Consider the following 16,104-nt stretch of genomic DNA (forward strand, 5'->3'; position numbering starts at 1 on the left):
GACGGCTCACTCGTGCAACGTGGGGCCGTCCATTGTACGCCCGCGTCTTCAGCCGATCCGGCGTGCGCGGGTGGCCAGGAAGGTCGGCAGGTAACGGTCGATCAGGAAGCGCGGCTGCGGCTGCCAGTCTTCCATGAAGCGGTCGATGACGAACCCGGCATCCAGCTGCCCGGCGATCAGATCCCCCAGGCTGTGGCCGAATGTCAGCGCTTCGCCACGGGCCAGCTTGGCCTCGCGCGCGGCGGGCTCCAGGTCTTCCAGGTCGGAATAGGGAATCGCGTGCTGCGGACGGATCAGGCCCTGCTCGCTCAGCTGTGCATCACGCGCAGCAACGAACACCACCGGATTGTAGAAGCTGGCCATCAGCAGGCCATCGCGTGCCAGCACCCGGCGGCACTCGGCCCACACCGGACGCACGTCGGGCACGTACAGGTTCGATATGGGATGGAACACCACGTCGAAGCTGTCACTGGCAAAGGCCTGCAGATCACGCATGTCACCCTGCACGGTGCGCAGCGACAGACCGTCGCGGTCGGCGACGGCGCGGTCCTGCGCCAGCTGCCCTTCGGAAAGATCGAATACGGTCACCTCAGCGCCTGCCGCGGCAAGCACGGGTGCCTGTTGGCCACCGGCCGAGGCCAGGCACAGGATGCGCCTGCCACGCACATCGCCCAGCCAATCCAGCGGCAACGCACGCGGCGTCAGGTGTACCTGCCAGCGTCCCTCGCGTGCGGCGGCAATCGTTTCGGCATCCACCGGTCGCGACCACTCGCGCACCTCGCTGGCCTGGCGGTCCCAGGCAGCACGGTTGTGGTCGATCAATGCCTGTCCATGGTTCATGTGTTCTCCTTGCCCGAAGGGCGCCAGTCCAGATCCTGGAAGGCCGGGCTGGCGAAGCACTCGGCGAGGAAATCCAGGAATCGCCGCATGATAACGGGCTGTTGCCGGCGCGAGGCGTACACGGCATGAATGCCCAGCTCGTCCAGGCTGTACTCGGGCAGCAGTTCGATCAGCTCACCACTGCGCAGCAACGGCGCGACCTGATAGGTCGGCAACATGGCAATACCGGCATTGGCGCGCACCGCCTCCAGCAACAGCGATGCTTCATTGGCACTGATGTTGCCGCCCACCGCCACCGACAACGAGCGCCCTTCGCGATGCAGCTGCCACAGGCTTTTGCCGACGTAATGATGGGTCAGGCAGTTGTGCACGGCGAGGTGTTCGGGCGCGGTCGGTGTGCCACGCGCCTGCAGGTAGGCCGGCGTCGCGCACAGCACCGAACGGCAGATCGCCAAACGACGTGCGATCAGGCTGGGATCGATCTGCCGCGCGATGCGCACGGCCAGGTCGACGCGCTCCTCCACCAGGTTGACCATGCGGTCGACCAGCAGCAGTTCGATGCGTGCGGCCGGATGGCGTTGCACGAAGGCGGCCACCGCACGCGCCAGATGGCTCTGCCCGAACGACACGCTGGCGGTGATGCGCAGCGTGCCGTGTGGCTCGGGATCGTCGCTGGCCAGCTCACCCTGCAGTTCTTCGCCGATCGCCAGCATCTGCCGGAAACGCGCCAGCGCGGCTTCACCGGCCCCGGTCAGGCTGACCCGACGCGTGGTCCGGTGCAGCAGCCGCGCGCCCAGCCAGCCCTCCACCTCGGCCAGGTAGCGGCTGACCATCGCCCGCGACATGTCCAGCACCTCGGCGGCGGCGGTCAGGCTGCCGCGCTCGGCAACTTCGACGAATACGGTCATGGCGGTCAATCGGTCCATCTGCTCGATCCATGCAACAAACAAGCGCGTTATACGCTGTTTTTCGAGCGACTGCAGCGGCCTACAGTGGCCCCATTCCCAGCCACCACCCCCACGGAGTCCTGCCATGAAGATCGCCCTCGTCGGTGCCACCGGCAACATCGGCCGCCAGATCGCCCGCCACGCGCTGGCCAACGGCCATCAACTGACCGTCATCGTGCGCAGCGCGCAGGACCTGCCGGCCGAGCTGGCCGGTGCCCATCCGGTCATCGCCTCGCTGGATGACCAGGACGCCCTGGTCGCCGCCATCACCGGCCACGATGTGCTGGCCAGCGCCTACGGCCCGCGCCCGGGCGACGACATCGGTCGCGTCGGCGAGGTTGCCGCACAACTGGCCAACGCCGCCCGCAAGGCCAACGTGCCGCGCCTGGTCGTGGTCGGCGGCGCCGGCAGCCTGGAAGTCGCCCCCGGCGTGCAGCTGGTCGACACCCCCACCTTCCCGGACGCCTACAAGCCCTACGCGCTTGCCCACCGCGAAGCGTTCAACCGCCTGCAGGCGGTGGATGACCTGGACTGGACCTTCTTCTCGCCGGCCGCCGAAATCGGCCCAGGTGAAGAGCGTGGGCAGTACCGCGTGCAGCCCAAGGCCTTCCTCGCCGATGCCAGCGGCCACAGCCGCATCAGCTACGCCGACTACGGCGCCGCGTTCGTCGCCGAACTGGAAGCGCACAAGCACCCCAGGCAGATCATCACGGCGGCGTACTGATCGCGCACTCGCCGGCCTGACCGCCCGCCGGGCATGGCCCGGCGCTACCCACCTGTAAAGCCGAAGGCAACGGCAGGAGCCGTTGCCAACGTCGCTTGCGACGGCCCGTAGGGGGCCGGGCAAGGACGCCCGGCATAGCCAACGCTCGGCTCGACACTCCAAGGACACCTCCCATGCGTACTGCTGCCCTGCTGCTTCCTCTCGCGCTGGCTGCCAGCTTCACCAGCGCCCCGCTGCTGGCCGCACCGGCCGCGCCTGCACCCGCCAGCGCTGCCAAATCCCAGCTGCGCCTGCAGACCTTCCATCCCGGACCGCAGGCAATGTTCTCGGTGTCCTCGGTGCTGATCGAAGGGCGCAACGACGCGATCCTGGTCAACGCGCAGTTTGCTGCCGGCGATGCACGCCGGCTGGTCGAGCAGATCCGTGCCAGCGGCAAGCGGCTGACCACCATCTACATCAGCCATGGCGATCCGGACTATTACTTCGGCCTGGCCACCGTGCAGGATGCGTTCCCGCAGGCGCGCATCGTCGCCACCGCGCAGACCGTGGCGCACATCCGTGAATCCCAGGCCGGCAAGCTGGCGTACTGGGGGCCGAAGATGGGCGCTGATGCTCCCGCACGCATCGTGGTGCCCGCAGTGCTGGAAGGCGATGCACTGCAGCTGGAAGGCCAGCGCCTGCCGTTGATCGGCCTGGATGGCCCGACGCCGGACCGCAGCGTGCTGTGGGTGCCGTCGCTGCGCGCGATCGTCGGTGGCATTCCGGTGGTGGCCGGCGAGCACGTGTGGATGGCCGATACGCAGACGCCGCAGTCGCATGCCGATTGGCTGCGCACGCTGCAGCAGCTGCAGGCGCTGAAGCCGAAGGTGGTGGTACCCGGCCATTACGCGGAGGGTGCGGTACTGGATGCCAGTGCGTTGCGCTTCACCGCGGATTACATCCGTGCCTTCGATGTTGAAACCGCCAAGGCCAAGGACAGCGCTGCGTTGGTGAAGGCGATGCAGGCGCGCTATCCGCAGCTGGCGGGCGTGGCGTCGCTGGAATTGAGTGCGAAGGTGGCCAAGGGCGAGATGCAGTGGCCGTAAGGTAGGGGGTTCTTTTGCAGGGCTGCGCCCTGCACCCGCCGAAACGGTAGTGCCGGCCGCTGGCCGGCAACCTCAAAGCCAAAGCAACAGCAGGCATTCCGTGGGTAGGCGGGGTGGGTCCGGTTGCGGGGGACGCCGTAAACCCCCAGACCGGCCCAGCCGCTGGCGGCTGTGCGTTCGGGCGCTTGCGAAGCAGTGCTTCGCAAGCAAAGCGCCCTCACCCTTGGGGGCTTGGCCGCGGCATCCATGCCGCGGACACCCCCGCAACCGGACCCACCCCGCCTTCGACAGGTTCCCGCTGCTGTTGGTGGGTGCTGACCGTTGGTCGGCACGCGGCTGTTGGTAGGTGTCGACCTTGGTCGACACATGTATCAGGTCCGTGGGGAGTCGTTCGTTGCGTGCTCGAACAATTCGCCCTGCACCACGGCTTCCTTTTCGCGGAAGCCGCCGAGGCCGACGCCGACCAGCCGATAGCGGGTGTCGGCGGGTAGATCTACGCGGGCGCGCAATGAAAGTGCGATGTCGCGCAGTTCTTCCATCGATTCCGGCGGGCGTTCGGGGGTGAAGCTGCGGGTGAGGATGCGGAACTGCGCGGTCTTCAGTTTCAGCACCACGGTGTGGCCGATGCGTTCGGTCTTGCGCGTGGCCTGCCAGGTCTTCCCGGCCAGCTGCACGATCGCCTCGCTCAGGTCTTCCAGCAGCAGGTCCTCGGCGAAGGTGTCCTCCGAAGAGATCGACTGCACCTGCTGGTCAGGCTCCACCGGCCGCTCGTCGACACCACGTGCGCGGTTGTACAGGCTGCGGCCGAAGCTGCCGAAGGCGTCTTCCAGGTCCGGCAGCGTCCATTGCCGCAGGTCGCCGCAGGTGACGATGCCGCGCGCCGCCAGCTTGCCTTCCATCACCTTGCCCACGCCGGGCACGCGGTTCACCGGCAGCGGCAGCAGGAATGCGTCCACCCGCTGCGGCGGAATCACGAACTGGCCGTCGGGCTTGCGCCAGTCCGAGGCGATCTTGGCCAGGAACTTGTTCGGCGCGATCCCGGCTGAAGCGGTCAGGTTGGTTTCCTCGCGGATCTGCGCGCGGATGGTGCGGGCGATGTCGGTGGCCAGTTCGATGCCACTCTTCGGCTCGGTCACGTCCAGGTAGGCCTCGTCCAAGGACAGCGGCTCGACCAGGTCGGTATGGCGCAGGAAGATCTCGCGCACGTGGCGCGATACCGCCTTGTAACGCGCGAAGTCCGGCGGCACGAAGATCGCGTCCGGGCACAGGCGTTCGGCGCGCAGCGCCGGCATCGCCGAACGCACGCCGAACACGCGCGCCTCGTACGAAGCGGCACACACCACTGAACGCGCACCGCGCCATGCCACCACCACCGGCTTGCCGCGCAGTGACGGATCGTCACGCTGCTCCACCGACGCGTAGAAGGCGTCCATGTCGACGTGGATGATCTTGCGCAGTGCGTTCATGGTTGGCCCACATGATACCCGCACCGTACCGGTCCAGACGCCGAAGTATGGTCGTTGTGCATCAACGGGATGCGTGGTTTCAGCTGAAAACACTACGCACGCGTACGGAGACGCGGTTTGATATCCGCCTGATCCGTCGTGCATCCTCGGGAATTCGTTGCCTTGTTTTCGCTTCCAGGATTGCGCTTTCCATGACTCGTCTCCACGCGTTCAACCGCGACCAGCTGCTGGCCAGCGCACGCGGTGAACTGTTCGGCGCTGCCGCCGGCCGGTTGCCCAACGACCCGATGCTGATGTTCGACCGCATCACCGAAATCCGCGAGGACGGCGGACCGCATGGCAAGGGCATGGTACGCGCCGAACTGGATATCCGCCCGGACCTGTGGTTCTTCGGCTGCCACTTCATCGGCGACCCGGTGATGCCCGGCTGCCTGGGCCTGGATGCCATGTGGCAGCTGACCGGCTTCTTCCTGACCTGGCTGGGTGCACCCGGCAAGGGCCGCGCCCTGGGCTGCGGCGAAGTGAAGTTCACCGGCCAGGTGCTGCCTGATGCCAAGCTGGTGCGCTACGAGATCGACATCAGCCGCGTCATCAACCGCAAGCTGGTGATGGCCCAGTCCGACGCACGCATGTACGTGGACGACCGCGAGATCTACAACGCCCGCGACCTGCGCGTGGGCCTGTTCACCGAAACCGGGAGCTTCTGATGCGTCGCGTCGTCATCACCGGCATGGGCATCACGTCCTGCCTCGGCAATGATCTGGATACCGTTTCAGCTGCCCTGCGTGAAAGCCGCGCCGGCATCACCGCGCTGGCCGACCACGCCGAAGCCGGCCTGCGCAGCCAGGTCGGCGGTCGCGTCGACCTCGACCTGGATGCGCTGATCGACCGCAAGCAGAAGCGCTTCATGAGCGATGCCGCTGCCTTCGCCTACCTGGCGATGGCCGATGCCATCACCGATGCGGGCCTGACCCCGGAACAGGTCAGCGGCCTGCGCACCGGCCTGATCGCCGGTTCCGGCGGTGGCTCCAGCGAATGGCAGGTGGGTGCGGTGGATCTGCTGCGCAGCCGTGGCGTGCGCAAGGTGGGTCCGTACATGGTGCCGCGCACGATGTGCTCGACCGTGTCGGCCTGCCTGGCCACCGCATTCCAGATCAAGGGCGTCAGCTACTCGCTGTCGGCCGCCTGCGCGACCTCGGCGCACTGCATCGGTGCGGCTGCCGACCTCATCCGCCACGGCGCGCAGGACATCATGTTCGCCGGCGGCGGTGAAGACCTGCACTGGTCGATGAGCGTGATGTTCGATGCGATGGGCGCACTGTCCACCAGCTTCAACGACACCCCCGCCAGCGCCTCGCGCCCGTATGACAAGGACCGCGATGGCTTCGTCATCGCCGGCGGTGGCGGCATGCTGGTGCTGGAGGACTACGACCACGCGGTGGCACGTGGCGCGCACATCCATGCCGAGCTGATCGGCTATGGCGTGACCTCCGATGGCGCCGACATGGTCGCGCCGTCCGGCGAAGGCGCCGTGCGCTGCATGAAGATGGCGCTGCAGAACGTGGACCGTCCGCTGGATTACCTCAACACCCACGGCACCTCGACCCCGCTGGGCGATGTGACCGAGCTGGGTGCGATCCGCGAGGTGTTTGGCGATGCGATTCCGCCGCTGTCCTCGACCAAGGCGCTGTCGGGCCATTCGCTGGGCGCCGCCAGCGTGCATGAAGCGATCTACTGCCTGCTGATGATGCGCGACGGCTTCGTGGCCGGCTCGGCCAACATCGGCGAGCTGGACCCGAGGGTGGAAGGCTTCCCGATCCTGCGCGAAAGCCGCGAGCAGAAGCTGGATACGGTGATGTCCAACAGCTTCGGCTTCGGTGGCACCAACGCGGCGCTGGTGTTCGGCAGGGTGTGATCTGAAAGCGTGCCAACCAAGGTTGGCACCTACCAGGGCGGTAGCGCCGGACCATGCCCGGCGAGAGCGGTGAAGCGTGCCGACCAACGGTCGGCACCCACCGGGTTCAAGGTGGCACCTACCAGAGCGGTAGCGCCGGGCCATGCCCGGCGAGAGCGGTGAAGCGTGCCGGCCAACGGTCGGCACCCACCGGGTTCAAGGTGGCACCTACCAAGGCGGTAGCGCCGGGCCATGCCCGGCGAGAACGGTGAAGCGTGCCGACCAGCGGTCGGCACCCACCATCCCCCACCGTTACTTCGGCAGTAGCGGCAGCAGCAAGGCGTGCGCGTCCACCAGCGAGCCGACGATGCGGTGGCCGAGCGCGCGCAGTTCTTCATCGGGATGCACCAGGTCCGGTACCTGGATCACGGTCATGCCGGCGGCCAGCGCGGCACGGGTTCCCGCCGGCGAATCCTCCAGCGCCAGGCAACGTTCCGGCGCCTGTCCCAGCCGCTGCGCGGCCAGCAGGTAGATGTCCGGCGCCGGCTTCGGCCGCGCCACATCGCCACTGGTGATCACCGCATCGAAGTATGGCAGCAGCCCGGCTGCAGCCAGCTTGCGGTTGGCCCGCGGCTGCCGCGTAGTGGTCGCCACCGCGCGCGGCACCGCGTGCGCCTTCAACAACTCCAGCAGTTCCAGGATGCCCGGCCGCAGCGGCAGCCCGGTCTGCGTGCGCTCCTCGTACAGATCATGGCAACGCGCGGCCATGGCCTCGATCATGCTGTCTTCGATGCCCTGCTGGCGCAGCAGCGCTTGGCTGTCGCGGTCGCCAAGGCCGACCATGCGCACGAAGAAGCTGGCATCCAGGGGCAGGCCGAATTCCTCCGCCGCCTCGCTCCAGCATGCAAGCGACACACGCTCGCTGTCGATCATCAAGCCGTCCATGTCGAAGATGACGGCGTCGGGCAGGAACGGCAGCGCAGCGATGGAAGTCATGGAGCGAACAACGTATCCAGATCGGTGGAGGTCAGCAGCCGCCATTGCCCTTCGGCCAGTCCCTGCAGGTCCAGGCCACCAACACGGCTGCGATGCAGTGCCTGCACATGGTTGCCTGCGGCAGCGAACATGCGGCGTACCTGATGGTAGCGGCCTTCGTGCAGTACCAGGCGCGCCTTGCGCGGCCCGAGCACCTGCAGTTCAGCCGGCAGCAGGGGCGTCTTCTCCGCTTCCAGCATCAGCGTGCCGCTGGCAAACAGCGCCACCTCGTCACCACGCAGGTCTTCGGCCAGCTCCACTTCGTAGACCTTGGGCAGCTTCGACTTCGGCGAAATGATCCGATGCAGCAGGTTGCCGTCGTCGGTCAGCAGCAGCAGGCCGCTGGTCTCACGGTCCAGGCGGCCGACGGTGGACAGCACCGGGTCGCGGTCGCGGAAGCGCGGCGGCAGCAGGTCGTAGATCAGGCGGCCCTTGTCCTTGGTCGAACAGGTGTAGCCGGCCGGCTTGTACATCGCCAGCGACAGGCCCACCGGCGGATCCAGTGGCTCGCCGTCCACCCGCACCGCTTCATGCGCCACCTGGTCGTCGGCGTAGAGCACCTCGCCGTCGGCGTCGGTAACGCGGCCTTCGCGGAACATCCACTGCACCTGCTTGCGGCTGCCGTAGCCGAGGTTGGCGATGTGCTTGACCAGCTTCACCGGCCCTTCCCCTTGCCCTTCACCGCTTCGACCAGCTTGAAGCCATCGCGCTCGGCAACCACGCGCACCGCGCCGAAGCTCTCGTTGAGCGTGTACTCGTAGGGCAGGTGGCGGTTGGCCACCACGTACAGGCGCCCACCCGGGCGCAGCGCCTGCGCGGCCACGGCGATGAAGCGCTGGCCGATATCCGGGCGATCCGCACGCGAGGGCGTGTGGAACGGCGGGTTGCTGATGATGACGTCGTAGTCCGGCTCGATTCCGGCGGTGACGTCGCGCCACAGGAAACGCAGCGGCACGGGGCGCGGTGGCGGTGCCAGATTGAGTTCGGCCAGGTCCAGCGCGCGCTTCTCGGCCTCGTACAGGTCCAGCGCGGTGATTTTCGGGCAGCGCTCCAGCAGTTCACGCGACAGGTAGCCGTAACCGGCACCGAGGTCAGCTGCACGCCCGGCCAGGTCGGCCGGCAGATGCTCGGCCAGCAGGGCCGACGCCGGGTCGATGCGGTCCCAGGCGAACACGCCCGGACGGCTGAGGAAACGGCCGCCGACGATCGGCCGCACCGCGTCCAGCGCGCCCCAGCGCTTGGCTACGTCCACATCGTGCTGGCCCTGCAGCGGAGCGGTCCAGAACACGCGGCAGTGGTTCTTGGTCAGGCTGCCGCCGAGGCCGGCCAGCTGCTTGAGGTCGCCTTCGCCGGAGCGGGCACCTTCGTTGTTGTGCTGGCAGGCCACGATGCGGCCACCCTCGGCGACCAGCGCCAGGGCGCGGGCGAACAGCGCGCGGGCTTCCTCGCGCTGGCGCGGCGGCAGCACCAGCACCAGCGGGTAACGGCCGCGGCCGGCAACATCATCCAGCTGCCCGCTGACGGTCCAGCCAGCGGCCTGCTGCAGCGGCTGCGCGAACGGGGCGAAGCTCTGCTCGCAGTCGACCTCGCGGCCGCCGGCCTGCTCGCGCAGTGGCCAGCCGTCACGGGCGCGCAGGAAGGCCACCGGACCCTCCGGCCAGCGCAGGGCGCCGCTGGAGAACGGCAGGAACAGGGTCTGCAGGGGGGCGTCGTCGCTGGATGCCATCGGCGCGGGTACTGGAAGCGTGAGGGCCGTCCATTGTACCGGCTTGTCCGGCCCGGCCCCGGCCACCGCTTTGCGAAACTTCAACGTTGCCTTGATGCCGCAGCAACATGCCAGCGTTCAGGGTAGAAGCTCCCCCGCAACCCCTGGAGATCCTGCATGCGTGCCTTGTTCGTCGGAGGTGTCGTCGACAACAGTGAAATGGACCTGGAAGGCAGCCATCCCCCCGTGCATTACCCGGAGGACACCGGCGGCGGCCATTCCCGCTACCGCCTGCACCAGGTTGGCCACGGCGCCGATGGCAGCGTGGCCTACGCCGTCTATGGCGCGCCGGATCTGGCAGACGATGAAGTGACCCGGGTAGCCGAGGAGCGCGCGTATGCGCGCAGGTTCGAAGCGACGGCAACGCTGTTCGAACATTGACCACCGCAGCCACGCATGGCGTGGCTCTACTGTTCGAATGACCATCGCAGCCATGCATGGCGTGGCTCTACTGTTCGAATGATCATCGCAGCTACGCATGGCGTGGCTCTACAGTAGATCCACGCCATGCGTGGATGCAGCCATCTGCAGTTGCCGTCAGAGCCTCGGCGGCAACCTGCGGATGCTGGCGATTTCATCCAGCCACACGTGATGCTGCTGCACCGGCGCATCAAGATCGTCCAGCCGCAGCTGGCCATTGCTGCCTTCGTCGCCGGCGTCGTTGCGGTACTGCTGCAGCGTCGGCTGCACCGCAACCGTGCCCAGCAGGCGTCGGCCATCGTGCAGGGTCAGCTGCACCTCGGTTTCCCCCTGCAACTGCGGCAACAGGGCTTCCAGGCGCGCGATCTGCGCGGAATCAGTATGGATACGGGGAGCAATACGGGACATCGGCGACCTCCTGAACTGCAGGGTCGCCGATCGTCCGTGAATGCTCAGTGCAGCAGGCTGTCCCCGCGCGTGGCCTGCACGCGCCGCACCACACCCACCAGCTGGGCCACCGAATACGGCTTGGCCACATGCTCCTGGAAGCCCGAGGCCAACGCACGGCGACGGTCATCGGCACGCGCCAGCGCAGTCACCGCTACCGCCGGCAGCGCTGCCGCGTCTACGCCCAGGTCCTGCCGCAACGTGCTTACCAGGCCATAGCCATCCATGCCCGGCATGCCGATGTCGGTCAGCAGCACCTGGTACTGCAGGTGGCCATTGTCGGCCAGCAGCGCCAGCGCCTCGCCCGCCGAACTGGCGGCGGACACGCTCGCGCCCTGCTCTTCCAGCATGCGCCGCAGGTACTCCAGCACTTCAGGCTGGTCTTCCACCGCCAGCACATGGAGGCCGCGCAGCGGGTACGGCTCGACCACCATCGGTTCCAGGATAGGACCGCTGACGACCTCACGCAGCGGACGCCGTTCGGCATCGGGCAGATGCTGCGGCAGGCGCACGGTGAAGGTGGAGCCGTGACCGTGGCCATCGCTGGCCGCGCTGACCGAACCGCCGTGCAGCTCGACCAGCTGCTGCACGATGGCCAGGCCCAGGCCCAGACCGCCATGGCGGCGGGTGGTGGTGCCGTCGGCCTGGCGGAAGCGGCTGAACAGATGGTTCAGGAACTCCGGCGCGATGCCGTCGCCGGTATCGCGCACGGTGATCGTCCAATAGTTGCCATCGGCCTGCAGCTGCACGTCGATGCGGCCTTCGGCCGGGGTGAACTTGATCGCGTTGGACAACAGGTTCCAGAACACCTGCTGCAGCCGGGTGGCATCGCCCAGCACCTGGCAGGGCTGTGCCGGCAGCTGCAGGGTGACGTCCAGCGCCTTGCCCTCGGCCACCAGCTCCTGTGCGCCCATCGCTTCGTTCAACTGGTCGCGCAGGTCCAGCACTTCCACTTCCAGCTGCACCTTGCCCAGCAGCATGCTGCTGAGGTCGAGCATGTCCGAGATCAACCGCTTCTGCGCGGTCGCGCTGTTGGCGATCACGCCCAGGCCCTTGTACAGCGGGCTGGTGGAATCCACGCGCTGCAGCAGCAGTTCACTCCAGCCCAGGATCGTGGTCAGCGGTGTGCGCAGCTCGTGCGACAGCGTGGCCAGGAACTCATCCTTCAGCCGCGCCATGTTTTCGGCCGCACTGCGCGCGGCACGCTCGGACTGCAGCAGTTCCTCGCGCGCCAGTTCGATCTCGCGGCGCTCGGTGACATCCGGGCTGCTGCCGGCCAGGCCGATGAAACGGCCCATCCGCGAGAAGCGCGGACGTGCGTTCATTTCCAGCCAGCGCCACTGCCCATCGGCACGACGGGCACGCACCAACGCATGCATCGAACGCTGTGCCTTAAGCGCTTCCTGCAGTTCGTATTCGAACACCGACGCATCGTCGGGATGCACCAGGCCGCGCCAGACATCTTCGGGCACCCGGTTCTCGTCGCCGCCGAAGAACTCGCTGAAGGCACTGTTGACGAAGCGGGCGTGGCCGCGCTCGTCCAGTACCCACACCGGCATCGGCAGGCCATCGGCCAACGCACTGAAACGGGCCTCGCTCTCGCCCAGTTCCACTTCCATCTGCTTGCGCGCGGTCACGTCGAAGAACAGGATGCCGACCTTGTCCTCGCCCGGCTGGCCAACCCGAACGGCATCCACGGCGAACGTGCGCCCCAGAGCACGGGCATCCATTTCGAACTGGGCCGGTCGCCCGGTCCGCGCCACTTCGCCGTAGATCCGGAACCAGTCGCCTTCGTGATGGGGCTCCAGCGTGCTCATGCGCTTGCCACAGGCATCCTTCAGGCCGGTGTGGCGCTCGAAGGCATCGTTGACCTCGAGGAAGCGGTAGTCGATCGCCTCGTCGCCATCGAACAGCACCTGGATCACACAGAAACCTGCGTGGATGCGCTCAAGCACGCCATGGTGCAGGTCGGTTTCGGGCGTCGGCACCATCAAGGGTGAGCGCTCCACGAGGGGCGGCAGTGTGGACAAGGGCGTGGGAGGAAAAGACCGGATGGAGGTACAGCATCTTCCAGAGTGCGTATTCACAGCGTCAAGCGCCGTCAGTCAGGGTTGACGACCATGAATTGGCGGCAACTGTTGACGCATTTGACGCTACTGGCCATTGCTGCGGCCCGGCGGCGGGATCACACTCGATCCGAGATCATCATCCTCCCCGCTTCGGGGACGCAGGAGACTGCCATGAAAGGTTCGCTTTCAACCGCCCTGCTGCTGGCCGGCATGCTTGCCGTGGGCAGCGTGGCCGCCGCACCGCGGACGGTAACCGCGCCCGATGCGCCGCGCGCACTACAGGCCGATGGCCCGGTCAGCGTGCAATGGAATGATCCGGCGCAATTCACCGAGATCCGCCAGAGCACCAACCGCTTCGAGGCCGAACGCGGGGACTGGGTGCAGCAGCTGGCACGCTACGTGCAGACCAGCGCCGCCAAGCCCCTGCAGGCCGGGCAGACGCTGGAGGTGGCCCTGGTGGACGTCAAGCGCGCAGGCGACTACGAGCCCTGGCACGGCCCGCGTGGCCGCGACATCCGGATCATGCGCGACATCTACCCGCCGCGGATCACCCTGCAATACACGCTGAAGGACGCCAGCGGGCGCATCATCGATGAAGGCGACGCCCGCCTGAGCGACAGCGGCTACCTGCACAACATCGGCCTGAAGAGTGATACCGATCCGCTGCGCTATGAAAAGCGCCTGATCGATGACTGGGTGAAGCGCCAGCTGACCTCGCGCGTTACCGCTGCCCGGTAGGTGTCGACCTTGGTCGACACGCATTCGCAGCGCCGACCAGGGTTTGATCCGATCCGGTAGGTGTCGACCTTGGTCGACACGCATTCACAGCGCCGACCAAGGTCGGCAGCTACCAGAGCCGTGCGCAGCGCTGATCCGATCCGGTAGGTGTCGACCTTGGTCGACACGCATTCACAGCGCCGACCAAGGTCGGCAGCTACCAGAGCCGGTCAGTCCTGGTAGATGCGTGCCACGCGCTTGACGCCGCACGGCAGCTGGTAGGCACTGACACCGCAGCGCGGCGCCAGCTCGGACAGCGTCGGCGCCGTACCCCACAGTTCCACCACGCTGCCGACACCGGCCTGCGCATGCGCGGTCAGGTCCACGGTCAGCATGTCCATCGACACGCGGCCGATCAGCCCACCGGGTTGGCCATCGATCAGCACCGGCGTGCCATTGGGGGCGAACTGCGGATAACCATCGGCATAGCCCAGTGCGACCACGCCCACGCGTGTGCGCGCCTTGGCCACGAAGCGCGCACCGTAGCCGACCGGCTCGCCGGCTTCGATCCAGCGCTCGGCGAACACCTTGGACTGCATCGTCATCACCGGGCGCAGGCGCGCGGTGAGTTCACTGTTGTCCGGCAGCGGATTGGCGCCGTACAGCATCAGGCCCGGGCGCACCCAGTCACTGCGCACGTCCGGCCAGCCCAGCAGCGCCGGCGAATTGCAGATGCTGGTCTCGCCTTCAAGACCATCGATGGCCTCGACGAAGGTCGCGGCCTGCTCACGGGTACGCTCGCTGTCCAGTTCATCGGCGCGTGCCAGGTGGGTCATCATCACGATGCGCGCCACCTGCGGCAGTGCAGACAAACGCGCGTGCGCGGCGCGGAATCCGGGAACGTCCAGGCCCAGCCGGTGCATGCCGCTGTCCAGCTTCAGCCACACCGTCAGCGGCCGCGGGCTGTCGAACGCGACCAGCGCTTCCAGCTGCCACGGCGAACCGACCGAGAACCACAGGTCATGCTCGGCCACCAGCGCCATTTCGCTGGGCTCGAAGATGCCTTCCAGCAGCAGGATCGGCGCACGGATGCCGGCCTGGCGCAGTTCCAGCGCTTCTTCGATGGTGGCCACGCCAAAGCCGTCGGCCTCGCCTTCCAGTGCCTGCGCACAGCGCACCGCACCGTGGCCATAGGCATCGGCCTTGAGGATCGCCAGCGCCTTGCCACCGCCCAGTTCACGGGCCAGGCGATAGTTGCTGCGCAGTGCGCCCAGGTCGATCAGCGCGCGGGCAGGACGCATGTGCGGTTCTCATGTTGCGGGGCGTGGCGGTACTGGCCGTAGCGGAAGATATCCAGGCCTTCGGTGCTGATCTGCGGCTGGCGCGCGCTCATCAGGTCGGCCAGGTAGCGGCCCGAGCCGCAGGCCATGGTCCAACCCAACGTGCCGTGGCCGGTGTTGAGGAACAGGTTGCGGAACGGCGTGGCGCCGATCACCGGCGTGCCGTCCGGCGTGGCCGGGCGCAGGCCGGTCCAGAACTCGGCCTTGGCCAGGTCACCGCCCTTCGGGTACAGGTCGCGCACCACCAGCTCCAGCGTCTCGCGGCGGCGCGGCGACAGCGACAGGTCGAAACCGGCCACCTCGGCCATGCCACCGACGCGGATGCGGTTGTCGAAGCGGGTCACCGCCACCTTGTAGCTCTCATCGAGGATGGTCGAGGTGGGCGCCATCGCCGGGTCGGTGATCGGCAGGGTCAGCGAATAGCCCTTCAGCGGATACACCGGCAGGCGCATGCCCAGCGGCGCGACCAGTCCCGGCGAATAGCTGCCCAGTGCGACCACGAAGCGGTCCGCGGTTTCCAGCTTGCCGCCGATGCGCACGCCGGTGATGCGGTCGCCGTCGGATTCCACGCCGGTGATGTCCTGGTCGTAACGGAACTCGACCCCCGCTTCGGCCGCCATCTGCGCCAGGCGGCGGGTGAACAGCTGGCAATCGCCGGTCTGGTCGCGCGGCAGGCGCAGCGCACCCACCAGGCCATCGACGTGGGCCAACGCAGGCTCGGCCTTGATGATGCCGGCGCGATCCAGCACTTCGTACGGCACGCCGTACTGGGCCAGGATCTCGATGTCCTGCGCCGATGCATCCAGCTGCTGCTGGGTGCGGAACAGCTGGGTGGTGCCCAGGTCGCGCCCTTCGAAATCGATGCCGATCTGCGCACGCAGCTCGTTCAGGCAGTCGCGGCTGTACTCGGACATGCGCACCATGCGCGCCTTGTTGATCGCGTAGCGCTCGTGGGTGCAGTTGCGCAGCATCTGCCACAGCCAGCGGTACTGGGCCAGGTCCATGCCCGGCTTGATCGCCAGCGGTGCGTGCTTTTCGAACAGCCAGCCGATGGCCTTCTTCGGCACGCCCGGGGCAGCCCACGGCGAGGTGTAGCCGAATGACAGCTGGCCGGCATTGGCGAAGCTGGTTTCCAGCGCGGGACCGGGCTGGCGGTCGACGACCGTGACTTCAAACCCGGCCTGTCGCAGGTACCAGGCACTGGTGGTGCCGATCACGCCGCTGCCGAGGACTAGGACTCGCATGGGAATTCTCCAACCCGATCATTCCCTGCATTTGCGTGCGCAGGGGCCATAATCGGGGAAGTATATTCTTCCGTATCCAGATGATTTGCCTGATTTCAGCAATGCAGTCAG

General features: G+C 67.4%; 16 protein-coding genes. 6 read left to right on the forward strand and 10 right to left on the reverse strand.

Annotated elements, in window-relative coordinates; all coding sequences use genetic code 11:
• Positions 1 to 48: 48 nt before the first annotated feature.
• Positions 49 to 840: a class I SAM-dependent methyltransferase gene (locus tag ABIA73_RS17260; protein ID WP_223483297.1), complete on the reverse strand. Its 792-nt coding sequence runs from the start codon at positions 838 to 840 to the stop codon at positions 49 to 51.
• Positions 837 to 1,766 carry a LysR family transcriptional regulator gene (locus ABIA73_RS17265; RefSeq protein ID WP_025878424.1) on the reverse strand — a complete coding sequence of 310 codons (930 nt, stop codon included), beginning with the start codon at positions 1,764 to 1,766 and terminating at the stop codon, positions 837 to 839. The genes ABIA73_RS17260 and ABIA73_RS17265 overlap by 4 nt, the downstream gene beginning before the upstream one ends.
• Before the next feature lie 106 nt (positions 1,767 to 1,872).
• On the opposite strand from ABIA73_RS17265, the gene ABIA73_RS17270 reads away from it, so the two are divergent.
• Complete coding sequence (locus ABIA73_RS17270; protein WP_154879260.1) at positions 1,873 to 2,511, forward strand: NAD(P)-dependent oxidoreductase; 639 nt, start codon at positions 1,873 to 1,875, stop codon at positions 2,509 to 2,511.
• A gap of 173 nt (positions 2,512 to 2,684) precedes the next feature.
• Complete coding sequence (locus ABIA73_RS17275; RefSeq protein WP_033830260.1) at positions 2,685 to 3,596, forward strand: MBL fold metallo-hydrolase; 912 nt, start codon at positions 2,685 to 2,687, stop codon at positions 3,594 to 3,596.
• Between the two features lie 371 nt (positions 3,597 to 3,967).
• On the opposite strand, the gene dinB is transcribed toward ABIA73_RS17275, so the two are convergent.
• Positions 3,968 to 5,062, reverse strand: a complete 1,095-nt coding sequence (gene dinB / locus ABIA73_RS17280; protein ID WP_354276078.1) for a DNA polymerase IV — start codon at positions 5,060 to 5,062, stop codon at positions 3,968 to 3,970.
• A gap of 191 nt (positions 5,063 to 5,253) precedes the next feature.
• Here dinB and fabA point away from each other — a divergent pair, with 191 nt between their 5' ends.
• Positions 5,254 to 5,769: a 3-hydroxyacyl-[acyl-carrier-protein] dehydratase FabA gene (fabA, locus tag ABIA73_RS17285; RefSeq protein ID WP_025878420.1), complete on the forward strand. Its 516-nt coding sequence runs from the start codon at positions 5,254 to 5,256 to the stop codon at positions 5,767 to 5,769.
• A complete protein-coding gene (fabB, locus tag ABIA73_RS17290; RefSeq protein WP_025878419.1) occupies positions 5,769 to 6,977 on the forward strand; it encodes a beta-ketoacyl-ACP synthase I in 1,209 nt (402 codons plus the stop codon). The genes fabA and fabB overlap by 1 nt, the downstream gene beginning before the upstream one ends.
• A gap of 291 nt (positions 6,978 to 7,268) precedes the next feature.
• On the opposite strand, the gene ABIA73_RS17295 is transcribed toward fabB, so the two are convergent.
• Genes ABIA73_RS17295 through ABIA73_RS17305 form a run of 3 tightly spaced genes read right to left on the reverse strand, consistent with a single transcriptional unit; the run spans position 7,269 to position 9,717 of the window.
• Positions 7,269 to 7,952, reverse strand: coding sequence for an HAD family hydrolase (locus ABIA73_RS17295; RefSeq protein WP_263930278.1), 684 nt, complete (start codon positions 7,950 to 7,952; stop codon positions 7,269 to 7,271).
• Positions 7,949 to 8,650: a pseudouridine synthase gene (locus tag ABIA73_RS17300; protein WP_059065872.1), complete on the reverse strand. Its 702-nt coding sequence runs from the start codon at positions 8,648 to 8,650 to the stop codon at positions 7,949 to 7,951. The genes ABIA73_RS17295 and ABIA73_RS17300 overlap by 4 nt, the downstream gene beginning before the upstream one ends.
• Positions 8,647 to 9,717 (reverse strand): class I SAM-dependent methyltransferase, encoded by a 1,071-nt coding sequence (locus ABIA73_RS17305; RefSeq protein ID WP_025878416.1) that lies wholly within the window; start codon positions 9,715 to 9,717, stop codon positions 8,647 to 8,649. The genes ABIA73_RS17300 and ABIA73_RS17305 overlap by 4 nt, the downstream gene beginning before the upstream one ends.
• A 156-nt stretch (positions 9,718 to 9,873) precedes the next feature.
• Here ABIA73_RS17305 and ABIA73_RS17310 point away from each other — a divergent pair, with 156 nt between their 5' ends.
• On the forward strand, positions 9,874 to 10,137 hold the full coding sequence (locus ABIA73_RS17310; RefSeq protein WP_025878415.1) for a hypothetical protein: 264 nt from the start codon (positions 9,874 to 9,876) through the stop codon (positions 10,135 to 10,137).
• A 156-nt stretch (positions 10,138 to 10,293) separates the two neighbouring features.
• On the opposite strand, the gene ABIA73_RS17315 is transcribed toward ABIA73_RS17310, so the two are convergent.
• Positions 10,294 to 10,584, reverse strand: a complete 291-nt coding sequence (locus ABIA73_RS17315) for a DUF3247 family protein (RefSeq protein WP_025878414.1) — start codon at positions 10,582 to 10,584, stop codon at positions 10,294 to 10,296.
• A gap of 44 nt (positions 10,585 to 10,628) precedes the next feature.
• The gene (locus tag ABIA73_RS17320) at positions 10,629 to 12,614 is read right to left on the reverse strand and encodes a hybrid sensor histidine kinase/response regulator (protein ID WP_223483302.1); all 1,986 of its coding nucleotides are present in this window, start codon (positions 12,612 to 12,614) and stop codon (positions 10,629 to 10,631) included.
• Between the two features lie 249 nt (positions 12,615 to 12,863).
• On the opposite strand from ABIA73_RS17320, the gene ABIA73_RS17325 reads away from it, so the two are divergent.
• On the forward strand, positions 12,864 to 13,430 hold the full coding sequence (locus ABIA73_RS17325; RefSeq protein WP_354276079.1) for a DUF3016 domain-containing protein: 567 nt from the start codon (positions 12,864 to 12,866) through the stop codon (positions 13,428 to 13,430).
• Between the two features lie 209 nt (positions 13,431 to 13,639).
• Here the strand turns inward: ABIA73_RS17325 and alr are convergent, their stop codons facing one another.
• Both alr and ABIA73_RS17335 read right to left on the reverse strand, forming a co-directional pair.
• Positions 13,640 to 14,710, reverse strand: coding sequence for an alanine racemase (gene alr, locus ABIA73_RS17330; protein ID WP_099782682.1), 1,071 nt, complete (start codon positions 14,708 to 14,710; stop codon positions 13,640 to 13,642).
• Positions 14,689 to 15,993 carry a D-amino acid dehydrogenase gene (locus ABIA73_RS17335; protein WP_032976409.1) on the reverse strand — a complete coding sequence of 435 codons (1,305 nt, stop codon included), beginning with the start codon at positions 15,991 to 15,993 and terminating at the stop codon, positions 14,689 to 14,691. The genes alr and ABIA73_RS17335 overlap by 22 nt, the downstream gene beginning before the upstream one ends.
• Between the last annotated feature and the right edge of the window lie 111 nt (positions 15,994 to 16,104).

It is taken from the genome of Stenotrophomonas sp. 2694 (genome assembly GCF_040548715.1).
Classification (GTDB): Bacteria; Pseudomonadota; Gammaproteobacteria; order Xanthomonadales; family Xanthomonadaceae; genus Stenotrophomonas; species Stenotrophomonas indicatrix.

What these genes read in the sequence shown, in the direction of transcription:
- ABIA73_RS17315 (WP_025878414.1), bottom strand. Translation starts at nt 10,584, where the DNA reads ATGTCCCGTATTGCTCCCCGTATCCATACTGATTCCGCGCAGATCGCG.
- ABIA73_RS17275 (WP_033830260.1), top strand. Translation starts at nt 2,685, where the DNA reads ATGCGTACTGCTGCCCTGCTGCTTCCTCTCGCGCTGGCTGCCAGCTTC.
- ABIA73_RS17265 (WP_025878424.1), bottom strand. Translation starts at nt 1,766, where the DNA reads ATGGACCGATTGACCGCCATGACCGTATTCGTCGAAGTTGCCGAGCGC.
- ABIA73_RS17325 (WP_354276079.1), top strand. Translation starts at nt 12,864, where the DNA reads ATGAAAGGTTCGCTTTCAACCGCCCTGCTGCTGGCCGGCATGCTTGCC.
- ABIA73_RS17305 (WP_025878416.1), bottom strand. Translation starts at nt 9,717, where the DNA reads ATGGCATCCAGCGACGACGCCCCCCTGCAGACCCTGTTCCTGCCGTTC.
- ABIA73_RS17260 (WP_223483297.1), bottom strand. Translation starts at nt 840, where the DNA reads ATGAACCATGGACAGGCATTGATCGACCACAACCGTGCTGCCTGGGAC.
- fabA (WP_025878420.1), top strand. Translation starts at nt 5,254, where the DNA reads ATGACTCGTCTCCACGCGTTCAACCGCGACCAGCTGCTGGCCAGCGCA.
- ABIA73_RS17295 (WP_263930278.1), bottom strand. Translation starts at nt 7,952, where the DNA reads ATGACTTCCATCGCTGCGCTGCCGTTCCTGCCCGACGCCGTCATCTTC.
- alr (WP_099782682.1), bottom strand. Translation starts at nt 14,710, where the DNA reads ATGCGTCCTGCCCGCGCGCTGATCGACCTGGGCGCACTGCGCAGCAAC.
- ABIA73_RS17270 (WP_154879260.1), top strand. Translation starts at nt 1,873, where the DNA reads ATGAAGATCGCCCTCGTCGGTGCCACCGGCAACATCGGCCGCCAGATC.
- ABIA73_RS17310 (WP_025878415.1), top strand. Translation starts at nt 9,874, where the DNA reads ATGCGTGCCTTGTTCGTCGGAGGTGTCGTCGACAACAGTGAAATGGAC.
- ABIA73_RS17335 (WP_032976409.1), bottom strand. Translation starts at nt 15,993, where the DNA reads ATGCGAGTCCTAGTCCTCGGCAGCGGCGTGATCGGCACCACCAGTGCC.
- dinB (WP_354276078.1), bottom strand. Translation starts at nt 5,062, where the DNA reads ATGAACGCACTGCGCAAGATCATCCACGTCGACATGGACGCCTTCTAC.
- ABIA73_RS17320 (WP_223483302.1), bottom strand. Translation starts at nt 12,614, where the DNA reads ATGGTGCCGACGCCCGAAACCGACCTGCACCATGGCGTGCTTGAGCGC.
- fabB (WP_025878419.1), top strand. Translation starts at nt 5,769, where the DNA reads ATGCGTCGCGTCGTCATCACCGGCATGGGCATCACGTCCTGCCTCGGC.